We start from the raw sequence: 12,307 nt of genomic DNA, 5'->3' as shown, positions 1-12,307 counted from the left end.
GCGGGTTAGTCTCTAAACGCATCCGGGTAGGTGGTGAGATCCACGCCCCACAGCATCGGCAGCAGGAAGTAGACCGCGGCCACGATCAACAGCATCGCAATGATGTTGAGCCAGAAACCGTTGCGCACCATCTCGATGATTTTGATTTTACCCGTGGAGAAGATGATCGCATTGGGTGGGGTGCCTACCGGTAGCATGAAGGCGCAGTTGGCCGCCATGGCCGCTGGCACCATCAGCACGAACGGATGAATATCAAGCGCCAGCGCCAATGAGGCTAGCACCGGCAAAATCATCGTCGCTGTGGCCGTGTTGGAGGTAATCTCGGTCAAAAATAGCACCATGCCTGTCGCCAGCAAAATGACCAGCAGGAAGTTGACGCCTTCTAGCACGCTCATTTGGCCGCCAATCCAGGAAGCCAGACCCGATGAGCCAAAACCTGCGGCAATCGCCAAGCCGCCGCCGAACAGCAGCAAGATACCCCACGGTACGTCTTTGGCCACATCCCACCCCAGCAGGCAGCCACCTTTGTTGGGAGAAGGAATGAGAAACAGCGCCACGGCAGCGGTAATCGCAATCATGGTGTCGTTAATGCCGGGGATCGTCAGGATCTGCCCCTGCCATAGGAACGAGCGGGTAATCCAGAAAAACGCGGCAAACAGGAACACACCGAGCACCGCCTTCTCTTCGAAGGTGATCCTACCCAGCGCTTCTTTCTCTTTGCGGATCAGCGCTCGGCCGCCCGGCAATTTGGCGAGCTTGATCGGATAAATGAAGCGTGTGAGCATCACCCAGCCAATCACCAGCAGCGTCACTACCACCGGGAAGGCAAACATCAGCCAGCCCGCGAACGAAATCTCGACACCGAACAGCTCGTTCACGATCGCCGCCAGGATAATGTTCGGCGGCGTGCCAATGAGCGTGCCCAAACCGCCAATGGTGCCCCCGTAGCCCACGCCAAAAATCAGCGACTTACTGAACTTATCAATCTCGGCACTGTGATCTCCTTCGGTTTTGTTCAGCTCCTGGGTCACCTGGTAGACAATGGCAGTGCCAATGGGCAGCATCATCATGACGGCAGCGGTATTGGATACCCACATGGACAAGAAGCCCGTGGCCGCCATAAAGCCAAACACGATGCTGTTAATGCTGGTGCCTAGCAAGGAGATAATCGACAGCGCGATGCGCTTGTGCAGATCCCACTTCTCCATTGCCAAGGCGATCATAAAGCCGCCCAGGAACAGGAAAATAATCGGGTTACCGTACGCCGCCGTTACGGCACTGCTCTCCAGCACTCCGGTAATCGGCAGCAGAATAATGGGCAGCAGTGACGTCACCGGGATAGGAATGGCCTCGGTAATCCACCACACCGCCACCCATAAAGTAGTTGCCAGCACCATGCGCCCTTCGAAGCTCAAGCCGGCGGGGTGGAAAAACATCACGACCAAAGCAAACAGCAAAGGGCCCAGCACCAAGCCAATCTTCTGCGGCCGGTTATACGCCGGTGGGCGTGGAGAGTGCCCGCCATTTCCATGGCTGTCGTCTTGGGCGTCGTGTGCTTCTCCGCGAGATGCAGCGCCACCCGTACTTGAGGTCGGCAACGCACACATCAGGAGATTTTTAACTTGGTCGTGGGAGTGCCAAAGCTGATCCCACAGCGTCATCGTGGCAGTTCTGCGCATTATGGAAGTACCGCTCGCAGTCAGGGTGAACGAAAGGGCTCAGGACTTAGCTGTCCCTATGGCATTTTTCGCCAGCGCCGCTGGCTTTTAGGGTGCCCTTTATTCACTGCAATAGGCCATTAGTCCAGTAAATTGGCGGCAATTACAACCAAAGTCTAACCACTTTAGTCGAAATAATTATTGTCGATTAGTCTTCGTAGATGAGTTTGCTTGGCTTTGTTTTCAGTGATTCCAGTGCTTAATCTGTAGCGCAATAAGCACGCAGAACATGCTGATAGCAAAACACTTGCTTCCCAATGGGTTGCAAGCCGCTTGCCCGTTATTAGTCCAGATTATCCAGCGTCACCACGATATCTTGGGTAGAAACATCGACGTTCCAGAAGGTATAGCTGTCATCGTCCTCGTCGACCAAGCGAATATCGAATAAGGGACTTTTATACCCCGTTAGCGTCACGCGCTGGGTATCCCCATTCATCAACACGTCGCTGCCCAGCACGTCCTCCTCCCAACTTTTCGAATCCGCCGGGCTCACGTACATATAGTAAATGGTGTAGCCAGTACGGTTGGTGATATCGACGTAGTAGTCGGCCGCCATGACCAGCGACGAGCTGCACAGCATCAGCAGTGCAGCCAGAAACACCTTAATGCGCATGGAAGCATTCCTTTTTCTTTTTTAGAGGAAAAGCGAGGGTTTGAGGCGCAAGCGCCGTGCTGCGATTAGTGATGGCAGCAAGCGAAGTATAATCTGGCGCTTATGACAGAGATAGCAGGTCACGTTTTTTTTACACATCCGCCCAAGGCGTGCCTGCAACTGTTAGAATGCTGCCCCTTTCAGGCGCGTTGTGGCTGACCGCCACACCGCTTCCCTCTTCTACTACCTGAGAGTCGCGCAATGTTTGCCACCGTCAATGCCGTATTTCGGCCAATTTTACGGCTGGGCCTTATCCCTCAAATTGTGATTGGTATTGCCGCTGGGGTGCTGCTAGCTCTATTCACCCCTGGGATTGCCAGAGATGTTGCGCTACTTGGCCAGCTGTTTATTGCTGCGCTGCAAGCGGTTGCGCCGATTTTAGTCTTCGTACTGGTGGCGGCGGCCATTGCCGCCCACCAAGCAGGCCAACCCACCCATATCCGCTCGGTATTGGTGCTATATGTCACGGGTACGCTGATTGCCGCGTTAATTGCCGTGGCGGCCAGCTTTGCGTTCCCTACGGAGCTGGCGCTGGATGCAGGCCAAGTCGACGGCAACCCGCCGAGCGATATTTTTACCGTGCTGCGTGACTTACTGCTCAACGCGGTGGCGAACCCTGTGACGGCTCTGATGGACGCCAATTTCATCGCCATTCTGGCCTGGGCGATTGGCCTGGGGTTAACGCTGCGCCAAGCCAGCGACACTACCCGCCAAGCGCTTAGCGACTTATCCGCCGCCATTACGCGTATTGTCACGCTGGTGATTCGCTTAGCCCCGCTGGGTATTTTCGGCTTGGTGGCCGGTACGCTGGCGGAGTCTGGCGTGCAGGCACTGCTTAGCTACGCCCAGCTATTGGGGGTGATCGTTGGCTGTATGCTATTTGTGGCGCTGGTGAGTAACCCGCTGCTGGTCTATTTAGCCACCCGCAAAAACCCTTATCCGCTGGTGTTTGCCTGCCTACGGGGCAGCGCTATTACGGCATTTTTCACCCGCAGCTCGGCAGCCAATATCCCGGTGAACCTGGAGCTGTGCCGCCGCTTAGACCTGGATGCCGACACCTACTCAATCTCCATTCCGCTGGGCGCCACCATCAATATGTGCGGCGCGGCGATCACCATTACCGTGATTACGCTGGCGACTACGCACACCCTGGGAATTAGCGTGGATTTCCCCACTGCGCTGCTGCTCTGCATCGTATCGGCTCTGGCGGCCTGCGGTGTGTCTGGCGTGGCGGGCGGTTCGTTGATGCTGATTCCCATGGCCGCCAGCCTGTTCGGCATTCCGACCGAAGTGGCCATGCAGGCCGTCGCCATTGGCTTTGTGATTAGCGTGGTGCAAGACTCCACCGAAACGGCGCTTAACTCCTCCACCGACGTGCTGTTTACCGCCGCCGCCTGCCGAGCGCGCAAGCTCACCTAACCACTTCTTTACTGCTTGTCGATTGACAGCCCGCTGTTCCTTATATAGAACGTTCTATAAAAGGAACAACGGGCAATCACCATGGATGAGCACTCTCTTGTTACGCTAGGCCTACACCTCCAAGCGCTTCGTAAAACCCAGGGTTTCTCACTTTCACAGCTTGCCAGCGCGGCAGGCATCGCGAAATCCAACCTATGCCGCTTAGAACAGGGCAACGGTAACCCCACGCTAGACACCATTTGGCGGCTGGCCGTCCAACTCAACGTTCCGTTTGGCACCCTGGTGGCACCGATCAGCGTACCGCTCGGTGAGGATGGCGTGCAGGTACAGTTGATCGACCAGGGTAAGGGCGTGCCACAGGTGGATGCCTACTGGATGCGCTGCGCGCCCAATACGCTGCGCCACGCCGAGGCCCATACCCTGGGCACGCGGGAAACGCTGACGCTCATTAGCGGATGGTTAGAAGTAGGCCCAGAGGGTGCGACCACCACGCTCACCCCTGGCGAAAGCATCACCTTTCAGGCCGACCAGCCGCACCTGTACCGTACGCACACCGATGAAGCCACCCTGCTACTCACCGTCACCTACGGCCAAGAAGGGACCCCACCATGAGCCAGCCAGCCGATCACACGGTGCACGCCAACCACTCACCGCTGCGCTCTGCCTTACAGGGCGTGCGTGAAGCAATTCCGTTGTTAGGCGGCTATATTCCGGTCGCGCTCTCGTTTGGTTTGGTCGCGACCCAGGCCGGTTTTACCACTTGGGAAGCGGCCGCCATTTCAGCGCTGATCTACGCGGGTGCCTCGCAGTTTCTGTTCGTGGGCATGATTGCCGCTGGTGCGCCGCTATGGCTGGTGGTGGCCATGACGCTACTCATCAACGTGCGCCACGTGGTGTACGGCCCCAATTTGGCCGCGCTGCTGCCCCGAAGCCGCCACTGGCCTTGGCTGATGCACGGCCTGACCGATCAAGTCTTTGCTTTGGCGCTCACACGGCTCCCCCAGCTACCGGAAGTAAAACGGTTTAGCTGGTTTGTAGGCGCCTCGCTGCTGGCGTGGGGAGTGTGGATTATCGGCACGGCGGTGGGTGCGACCGGCGGCGAGGCGGTCACCGCCCGCTGGCCGCTACTGGGTGAGATTATGCCCTTCGCCCTCCCCGCGCTGTTTCTCACCATGGTGGCACCGCGCTTTACCGACAAGCGCTGGGCTGCCGCCATGCTGTGTACCATTCTTGCCGCGCTAGGGTTGAACTTGGCCGGATGGAGCAACGTGGCCATTCCTCTCGCAGCCGCCTGCGGCGCGCTGTGCTTCTATACGGTCACGTTCCAACCACGGAGGAGCCGCCCATGAGCAGCGCCATGTGGATCGCCGTCATTATCTGCGCACTCGGCACGCTGCTGATGCGAGTGGTGCCCTTTTTATGGATGCAGCGCCGTCTTGGTAGCGCAGCGGGAATGAACGCCATGCCCCAATGGCTGGTGATTCTGGGCCCCATGATGATTGCCGCCGTGTTGGGCGTCTCGATAGTGCCCGTCAACCCCAGCCCTGTCTCTTGGTTGGCCACCGCGATTGGCCTGAGCGTTACGCTGTTGGTGTGGCGTCGCCTGCGCTCACTGGGCTGGCCGGTGGCCGCCGGGGTGGGAGTATTTGGGGCGGTGGAGGTAGTGGCAGCCCTTATTTGATAATGCTTTGCATTAGCTTTTACAACATGCCATGATTTCGCCTTTCTCCGTGACACCGAAGGGCACGTATGCAGACAGCAGACGCTTATGGCAGCCGCACAGGGTGGCGGGTGTTGCTTATTTTTTGCTCCACCCTGCTGCCTTTCTTTGCTATAGCCAATGAAGTAGCCACCACTGCTGATTTACCTACTCAATGTGACCAACCACGCCTAGTAACGCTCTACCAAGGAGCCACGGACAGTGCCGTAGCTCTCGGAATTACCCCCGTTGGCGTGGTTGACGCTTGGCTGGAAAAGCCCACCTACCGCTATTTACGCGATGCGCTTACCAATGTTGAGCACGTGGGGCTGGAAACCCAGCCGAACCTTGAGAAAGTGGCTTGGCTGAACCCGGATGCCATTATCGCCAGTCACTTTCGGCACGAACGCGTCGCCCCGCTGTTAAGCGCCATGGCGACCAGCGTTTACGCCAACACCGTCTATGATTTCAAAACGACGTTAGCGCTGGTGGCCGAGGCCAGCGAGCGCGAACAGCAAGCCCAAGCGCTGCTGCAGCGCTGGGAAACCCGCGTGGCGGACTTTCGCCAGCAGATCGCTGATCAGCTAGGGGGCCAATGGCCGCAAAAAGTCGCCGTCGTGCGCTTTAAAAGCGATCATGTGCGGATCTATACCAGCGGGTTTGCCGGTTCGATTCTAGATGAGCTGGGCTTTGAACAACCCGAGACGCTGGCCTCTCAAGACTGGGGGATGAAGCTTGTCAGCACGGAGAACATTCCGGTGCTTGAGGCTGATGTCATCTTTGTGCTGCTGGAGCCAGATGACCCAGCCATTGCGGCCAACTACCAACACTGGGCTTCTCACCCTTTGTGGCAACGGCTAACGGCTGTGCAGCGCGGCCAAGTATTTGAGGCAGACCCCGTTAGTTGGATGATGGGCGGCGGTATTTTGGCGGCCAACGCCATGCTGGATGACCTTTACCGCTACTATCAGCTCACCCCGGCCACCGATGGCCACTTGCCACACTGCGCTTTATGCATTCAGGAGCCGCCCTCATGCTGAACAGCAGCTCCGCTAAGTGGTTAGGGTTGCTAGCAGGCGCTGCCATGACGCTACTGGCGTTTATCGGCAGCGTCATGCTCGGCACCACCCCGCTAGAGTGGTCGGCACTGTGGCGTATGCTAACCGCTTACGATCCCGCTAATGTGGCGCATATCATTCTATATACCGAGCGCCTGCCACGCGCCGTGGTGGCGGCGCTCGTGGGTGCTAGCTTGGCCGTAGCGGGCGCACTGATGCAGACCATGACTCGCAACCCGCTCGCCTCGCCGGGTATTTTAGGCATTAACGCCGGGGCGATGTTTTTCGTCGTGGTAGCGGTAGCGCTACTGCCGCTGCATACGCCTGCCCATTATGTGGGTGCCGCCCTACTCGGCGCGCTAGTGGCAGCAAGTTTAGTGGCGTTGCTAAGTCGCGGGCGCTATGGCGAGAACTCGCCGCTGCGGGTGGTGCTGGCAGGGGTCGCGGTGACCGCGATGTTTGTCTCCTTCAGCCAGGGGCTCCTGGTGGTCGACCAGCAGAGCTTTGAAAGCGTGCTTTATTGGCTAGCGGGTTCTGTGGCGGGACGCGACCTTGACCTAGTACTGCCGCTGCTACCGCTGTTTGGTGGTGCCATAGTGCTTAGCGCCCTCTTGGTACGTCACGCCAATGCGCTGTTATTAGGTGATGACATGGTGACAAGCCTAGGCATGCGCGCGGGCAGCATCAAACTGCTTCTGGGGCTCGTGGTGATTGTATTGGCAGGCAGCTCAGTAGCCCTGGCGGGCATGATTGGGTTTGTCGGGCTAATCGTGCCCCACATGGCTCGCCGCCTCTTTGGCATTGACCATCGCTGGATGCTTCCTGGCTGTGCCGTTTTGGGCGCTTGCTTGCTTCTGCTGGCCGATACGGCATCGCGGTTTTTAATTCCTCCACAGGAAGTGCCGGTCGGCGTCATGACAGCGCTCATTGGTACGCCTTTCTTTATTTACCTCGCACGACGCAACATGGCTCGCCAATGACACTCGCAGCGCTCTCTCCTTCTGACGCCAGCAACGCGCTTGGCACACGTTTTCGTCTCACGCTGCTGCTATTGAGTGTGGGGCTTGTGCTAAGCGCGGCTCTGTCGCTTTGCTTGGGAAGTTTTCCTACTCCACCACTGCAAGTCGGGCATTCCCTTATTAACCCAGCGGATAGCGAGCTGACGTTCATTATTTGGCAGCTTAGGCTACCGCGTATTGTGCTGGCGATCCTGGTAGGGGCGGCGCTGGCAATGGCAGGCGCCATTCTGCAAAGCATCGTGCGTAACCCGCTTGCCTCGCCGGATGTTATTGGCATTACCAGCGGCGCGGCGCTAGCCGCCGTTCTCTTTATCGCGTTGCTCAGTTCGCACGTTAGCATCGGCTGGCTACCGGTGGCGGCCATGCTCGGAGCCTTATTCGCCGCTCTGCTTGTGGTCAGCTTGGCATGGCAGCGTGGTATTAGCCCTGCGCGCTTGGTGCTAGTGGGCATTGGCCTAGCCGCCGCCATGGGCGCGGGCACTACGCTACTGATCGTGATGAGTGACGACTCCACCGCCATGAGCGCCTATACCTGGCTGACCGGCAGCTTATACGCCGCCCAATGGGCCGATGTGTCCAGCCTGCTGCCGTGGCTACTGTTAGCGACGCCGGTGAGTTTTCTGCTAACGCGCCACGCCGATACAATGGCGCTTGGCGACAGCGTAGCCCAAGGGTTAGGCGTACCGTTACTGCGCAGCCGAATCGTGCTACTTGCCTGTAGCGTGGTGCTGGCCGGTGCTGCGGTGGCCGTGGCGGGAGGGCTCAGCTTTGTGGGCCTCATGGCACCGCACCTAGCGGCGCGATGGGTGGGCCGACATTTAGCGCGGCTACTGCCTGCATCCGCACTGGTCGGTGCATTACTCGTGCTTTATGCCGACCTACTCGGCCGCGTCGCCTTTTTGCCTAACGACCTGCCTGCCGGTATTTTCGTTGCGGGCATTGGCGCGCCCTTTTTTGTTTATCTCTTGTATCGGGCGCGCCAGCGTTAAGCCTTAAAAATCCAGCTGATACCCCACCGTGAACGTGCGCCCACGACCGGTGAAGTAGTACTCATCGCTGATGCGAGCGGCTTGAGAGTAATAGGTGAGGTAGTCTTCGTCGGTCAGGTTCTCGATACCCAGCGATAGCTGCCCCGTAGGGAGCTGGTAGGCCAGCGAGGCATCCACCAAACCGTAGCCATCGAAGTCGAGCGCCGGGTTATCGACGCTGCGGTCGAAGTAATAGCGGCCCTGTAGGCGGGTCGAGAGACGGTCGTTCCATACGGCGCTCCAGCCCAGCTTGAGCGTATCGGGCGCAATATTGATCCCGGTAAGCTTGGTGTCCACGCTGCCATCGCCGTCTTGGTCTGACTTGCCTTGGGTATGGGCGTAGGAGAGCGACAGGTCATGGTAGTCATTGATCTGCATGTTGCCGGTCACTTCCACCCCTTGGATTTCGGTTTTCTCCCGGCTGCCCACCCACGTACCGTTCTGTTCGGCCAAGCGCTGGCCAAAGTCAGAGTTCGATTCGTAGTAGCTGACTTCCAGGCCGTATCGCTCCCAGTCAAAGCGCGCGCCAATTTCCTGGTTATCGGTCACGATGGGCTGCAGTTGAAGCAGCGTATCCACATCCTGCCCCGGTTCGCCGATGCCCCGCAGCACGCGACCCACGTCCGGCATGCCAAAACCTTCCGAGTAGCTGGCATACAGCTGTGCCCACTCCGTGGCCTGGTACGTCAAACCCACGTTATAAAGCGTTTCATCGAAACTGGGGTTGCCGCCTCCTACCGCGACGTTATCTTGAGTGACGTTGCTACGGTCAATCGTCTCGTAGGCATCCACCTCAAGGTCGGCGTGCTCATGGCGAACGCCGGCATGCAGCGTGAGCGGGTCGGCGATTTTGAACTGCCCCTGTAAGAACGGCGCAATGTTGCTGTAGCGGCTTTCCGGCACGTAGGTGCGCCCGGTCTCTACCAGCATTTGGCGGGTTTCATCCTCGAGGATGTCTAACCCCACCGTCACGCCGAGCCGGTCATCCAGCATGCCCTGGCGGTTTAGGGTGAACTTGGCGCCCTGTTTATCCGATTCGTTACGGGTTTGGTCGAACTGGGTATTGCCGTTGCCATCCAGGTAAGGGAAGAACGGCGTGGTGGCAAAGCGCGCTCGGAAGCGCTGGCGATACACCTGGGCATCGACCGCGTTGCCGTACCAATCCGCGTGGGAGTACGCCAAGCGGGCGGTGGTGACTTCATTGAAGCCTGGCGCGCCGTCGGGTGTGCCCCGCTCGGCGCTGGTCGGGATGCCCGCATCGCGGTCGCCCACCACGGGCACGTAGTCGTCGCCCTCTTCCAAATCAAAATGATTAAGCGACAGCTCGATATTCTGATTGTCGTCGATCCAGTAGCCTAACTTGCCGAACAGGTCGTAACTTTCCGAGTTTTGCAGCTCGCCGGGGTAGGCAATGCCCACGCGACGGTCGCCGCCATCGTAAAACACGCCCCGCTCTTGGCGGGTGGCCGCGGCGACAAAATCCCAGTCGCCCTGCTGGCCGCTAATGCGATAGTTGAGCTTGTTGCCCAAGCCTTCCGAGTGCAGGTCGTCGTCAATGGTGACGCTAATGCCCGCGCTTTGGTTAATACCGCCCCCTTCGGCCCGGCGGGTAACGAAGTTAATCAAACCGCCGGTGGCCCCCAAACCATGCTCAGCGCTGGCCCCGTGAATCACTTCAATCCGCTCGACCATGGAAAGGTCAATGGTATAGCTATCGCGAGAGCTATCGCGCAGCGGATTGGACTGAGGCACACCATCGATCAGGAACAGCGCATCGCGCCCGCGCAGCGTCTCTCCGGCGTTGGACAGCTTCTGACGGCTAGGTGAAAAGGAGGGAATCAAGTTGCTCAAGACCTGGCCAGGGTCGTCGGTGATGGCGAGCTGCTGTTCGATCTGCTCACGCGTGATCACCGTCACTCGCTGCGGCGTTTTCCCCTCTTCACTACGGCTACGCGTCGCCGTCACGACCATGGTGGGTGATGACTCGTTGAGCGCCTGCCCCACGTCAGTTGCCTCTTGCTGGGCATTGGCCTGAGTGGCTGCCACTAATCCTGCCAAGGTGACCGTTGGCCAGAAAGCGGCGTGTTTCATCGTTTGCATGTCTGCTCCCTTGCGTTGTGTGTAACGTCGTACGAATGAACCCTTGGTGAATTATCACTTTAGCGGCCACTGAAATGCTAACGCGGATCTAAATAATAATGATTATATTATGCACAAAGAAACAGGCAGGTCTACCGTTGCGGACGCACCGTTCGAACGTCCGCAATGACACAGAACAGGCAGCCACAAGAACAACATTGAAAATGAGAATATTTTGCCTTAGGGTGCTGACTGCCCTAATTCTGTGACTGAGCTTGCCTGAGCCTACCTTATGCCCGCCTATTCCCACCCTGCATCACGACTCACCGCTGACGCCCTGCACGCTGGCTACGACGCTAAGCGCATTTTGCAAGGGGTGGATATTGCTGTAGCGGAAGGCCAACTCACGGTGCTTCTGGGGCCCAATGGCAGCGGTAAATCGACCCTGCTAAAAACCCTGGCGCGAACGCTGACGCCTAGCGGCGGGCATGTCTATCTCGATGGCAAGGACATTCATCGCAGCAACACCCGGGAGGTCGCCCAGCGGCTAGGCATTTTGCCGCAAGGCCCCATCGCCCCCGAGGGGTTGAGCGTAAAACAGCTGGTGGGGATGGGGCGCTTCCCCCACCAAGGGTTTTGGAAAAAAGATCCACAGCAGGATGCCAACGCCATCGCCGAAGCCATGGCCTATATGCACGTGACCGAGTTTGCCGACCGAGATGTGGAAGCGCTCTCTGGCGGCCAGCGCCAGCGCTGCTGGATCGCGATGGTGCTCGCCCAGCAGACCGATTTGATTTTGCTGGATGAACCCACCACCTTTTTAGACTTGAAGGTGCAGGTAGAGCTGTTGGCGCTGCTATCTCGGCTGGCCCACGACCATGGCCGCACGCTGCTGCTGGTACTGCACGACTTGAATCTCGCCGCCGCTTACGCCGACCACCTAGTCATGATGCGCGACGGGCAAATCGTCATCAGCGGCACGCCAAGCGATGTGTTCACCGCGGCCAACCTAAAGCGCGTCTTCGACTTGGATGCTCACATTCTGCGCGACCCCGCTAGCGGCAGCCCAGTGTGCGTGCCCTTCACCTCGGCGACGTTACAGGCAGCCCTATGAACCACACCTTCTGCGCGGATTTAAGCCGTGAACAGCACGACCCGCTGGCCGGTAGCGCCGCTCATGCCGAGCGCAACTTACTGCTTAGCTGGCCGCGCGCGAAGTGGCAGCGCAAACTACGCCACGCCAGCGATATGAGCGATTCATTAAAGCAAACGCTAGCAGCCTGTCGGTCTTTCCGTTGCACCGTGAGATACTGACCACCGTCATCGCCGAGCTGAGAAGATCGCCATGAGCCGCTTCATCCCTGTGGATCGCCAGACCGATTACCTGCTGCCGCCTTCGGTAGACGAGTGGTTGCCCGATGGTCACCTGGCGCGGTTCGTTGTCGATGTTGTCGAACAACTGGACCTCTCGACGTTGACCCGGCGTTACATGGGGCGGGGTTCCAAGGCACATCACCCGGCGGTGCTACTGAGCCTGCTGATCTACGGCTACGCCACCGGGGTGGTCTCCAGCCGCAAGATCGAGCGTGCCACCTATGACTCGGTGGCGTTCCGCTACCTGGCCGCCAATACCCA

General features: G+C 58.6%; 13 protein-coding genes. 10 read left to right on the top strand and 3 right to left on the bottom strand.

Going from position 1 to position 12,307, the window contains the following annotated elements; translation table 11 throughout:
* Nucleotides 1-5: 5 nt before the first annotated feature.
* The gene (locus tag A3220_RS14250) at nucleotides 6-1,661 is read right to left on the bottom strand and encodes a DASS family sodium-coupled anion symporter (protein ID WP_062375411.1); all 1,656 of its coding nucleotides are present in this window, start codon (nucleotides 1,659-1,661) and stop codon (nucleotides 6-8) included.
* 340 nt (nucleotides 1,662-2,001) lie between these two features.
* Entirely contained in the window at nucleotides 2,002-2,331 is a 330-nt protein-coding gene (locus A3220_RS14245) for a hypothetical protein (RefSeq protein WP_054641473.1), read from the bottom strand.
* Nucleotides 2,332-2,571: 240 nt separating this feature from the next.
* Here A3220_RS14245 and sstT point away from each other — a divergent pair, with 240 nt between their 5' ends.
* From sstT to A3220_RS14210, 7 genes are all read left to right on the top strand, one after another.
* Nucleotides 2,572-3,789 carry a serine/threonine transporter SstT gene (gene sstT, locus A3220_RS14240; protein WP_062375409.1) on the top strand — a complete coding sequence of 406 codons (1,218 nt, stop codon included), beginning with the start codon at nucleotides 2,572-2,574 and terminating at the stop codon, nucleotides 3,787-3,789.
* 81 nt (nucleotides 3,790-3,870) lie between these two features.
* Complete coding sequence (locus A3220_RS14235; protein WP_062375408.1) at nucleotides 3,871-4,401, top strand: XRE family transcriptional regulator; 531 nt, start codon at nucleotides 3,871-3,873, stop codon at nucleotides 4,399-4,401.
* Nucleotides 4,398-5,138 carry an AzlC family ABC transporter permease gene (locus A3220_RS14230; RefSeq protein WP_062362169.1) on the top strand — a complete coding sequence of 247 codons (741 nt, stop codon included), beginning with the start codon at nucleotides 4,398-4,400 and terminating at the stop codon, nucleotides 5,136-5,138. Before A3220_RS14235 ends, A3220_RS14230 begins: the two co-directional genes overlap by 4 nt.
* Nucleotides 5,135-5,470: an AzlD domain-containing protein gene (locus tag A3220_RS14225; protein WP_062362171.1), complete on the top strand. Its 336-nt coding sequence runs from the start codon at nucleotides 5,135-5,137 to the stop codon at nucleotides 5,468-5,470. Before A3220_RS14230 ends, A3220_RS14225 begins: the two co-directional genes overlap by 4 nt.
* Before the next feature lie 68 nt (nucleotides 5,471-5,538).
* On the top strand, nucleotides 5,539-6,528 hold the full coding sequence (locus A3220_RS14220) for an iron-siderophore ABC transporter substrate-binding protein (RefSeq protein ID WP_062362174.1): 990 nt from the start codon (nucleotides 5,539-5,541) through the stop codon (nucleotides 6,526-6,528).
* Nucleotides 6,522-7,526, top strand: a complete 1,005-nt coding sequence (locus tag A3220_RS14215; RefSeq protein ID WP_054641471.1) for an iron ABC transporter permease — start codon at nucleotides 6,522-6,524, stop codon at nucleotides 7,524-7,526. Before A3220_RS14220 ends, A3220_RS14215 begins: the two co-directional genes overlap by 7 nt.
* Nucleotides 7,523-8,554, top strand: a complete 1,032-nt coding sequence (locus tag A3220_RS14210) for an iron ABC transporter permease (RefSeq protein WP_062375406.1) — start codon at nucleotides 7,523-7,525, stop codon at nucleotides 8,552-8,554. The genes A3220_RS14215 and A3220_RS14210 overlap by 4 nt, the downstream gene beginning before the upstream one ends.
* A gap of 3 nt (nucleotides 8,555-8,557) precedes the next feature.
* Here the strand turns inward: A3220_RS14210 and A3220_RS14205 are convergent, their stop codons facing one another.
* A complete protein-coding gene (locus tag A3220_RS14205; protein ID WP_062375404.1) occupies nucleotides 8,558-10,693 on the bottom strand; it encodes a TonB-dependent receptor in 2,136 nt (711 codons plus the stop codon).
* A 271-nt stretch (nucleotides 10,694-10,964) separates the two neighbouring features.
* On the opposite strand from A3220_RS14205, the gene A3220_RS14200 reads away from it, so the two are divergent.
* The 3 genes from A3220_RS14200 to A3220_RS14190 form a co-directional block, all read left to right on the top strand.
* Nucleotides 10,965-11,786 (top strand): ABC transporter ATP-binding protein, encoded by an 822-nt coding sequence (locus tag A3220_RS14200; protein ID WP_062375403.1) that lies wholly within the window; start codon nucleotides 10,965-10,967, stop codon nucleotides 11,784-11,786.
* Entirely contained in the window at nucleotides 11,783-11,986 is a 204-nt protein-coding gene (locus A3220_RS14195; protein ID WP_062375401.1) for a hypothetical protein, read from the top strand. The genes A3220_RS14200 and A3220_RS14195 overlap by 4 nt, the downstream gene beginning before the upstream one ends.
* 31 nt (nucleotides 11,987-12,017) lie before the next feature.
* Nucleotides 12,018-12,307: transposase (locus tag A3220_RS14190; protein WP_164834394.1), on the top strand; the 290-nt coding region annotated here is incomplete at its 3' end.

It is taken from the genome of Halomonas sp. KX33721, from assembly GCF_001596805.1.
Lineage (GTDB): Bacteria > Pseudomonadota > Gammaproteobacteria > Pseudomonadales > Halomonadaceae > Vreelandella > Vreelandella aquamarina.
The sequence above is the reverse complement of the archived record's forward strand: the minus strand, read 5'-3'. Positions and strand labels throughout refer to the sequence as shown.

Bases quoted from the DNA above. Each gene is read 5' to 3' on its own strand.
- A3220_RS14250 (WP_062375411.1), bottom strand. From the start codon at position 1,661: ATGACGCTGTGGGATCAGCTTTGGCACTCCCACGACCAAGTTAAAAAT.
- A3220_RS14245 (WP_054641473.1), bottom strand. From the start codon at position 2,331: ATGCGCATTAAGGTGTTTCTGGCTGCACTGCTGATGCTGTGCAGCTCG.
- sstT (WP_062375409.1), top strand. From the start codon at position 2,572: ATGTTTGCCACCGTCAATGCCGTATTTCGGCCAATTTTACGGCTGGGC.
- A3220_RS14235 (WP_062375408.1), top strand. From the start codon at position 3,871: ATGGATGAGCACTCTCTTGTTACGCTAGGCCTACACCTCCAAGCGCTT.
- A3220_RS14230 (WP_062362169.1), top strand. From the start codon at position 4,398: ATGAGCCAGCCAGCCGATCACACGGTGCACGCCAACCACTCACCGCTG.
- A3220_RS14225 (WP_062362171.1), top strand. From the start codon at position 5,135: ATGAGCAGCGCCATGTGGATCGCCGTCATTATCTGCGCACTCGGCACG.
- A3220_RS14220 (WP_062362174.1), top strand. From the start codon at position 5,539: ATGCAGACAGCAGACGCTTATGGCAGCCGCACAGGGTGGCGGGTGTTG.
- A3220_RS14215 (WP_054641471.1), top strand. From the start codon at position 6,522: ATGCTGAACAGCAGCTCCGCTAAGTGGTTAGGGTTGCTAGCAGGCGCT.
- A3220_RS14210 (WP_062375406.1), top strand. From the start codon at position 7,523: ATGACACTCGCAGCGCTCTCTCCTTCTGACGCCAGCAACGCGCTTGGC.
- A3220_RS14205 (WP_062375404.1), bottom strand. From the start codon at position 10,693: ATGCAAACGATGAAACACGCCGCTTTCTGGCCAACGGTCACCTTGGCA.
- A3220_RS14200 (WP_062375403.1), top strand. From the start codon at position 10,965: ATGCCCGCCTATTCCCACCCTGCATCACGACTCACCGCTGACGCCCTG.
- A3220_RS14195 (WP_062375401.1), top strand. From the start codon at position 11,783: ATGAACCACACCTTCTGCGCGGATTTAAGCCGTGAACAGCACGACCCG.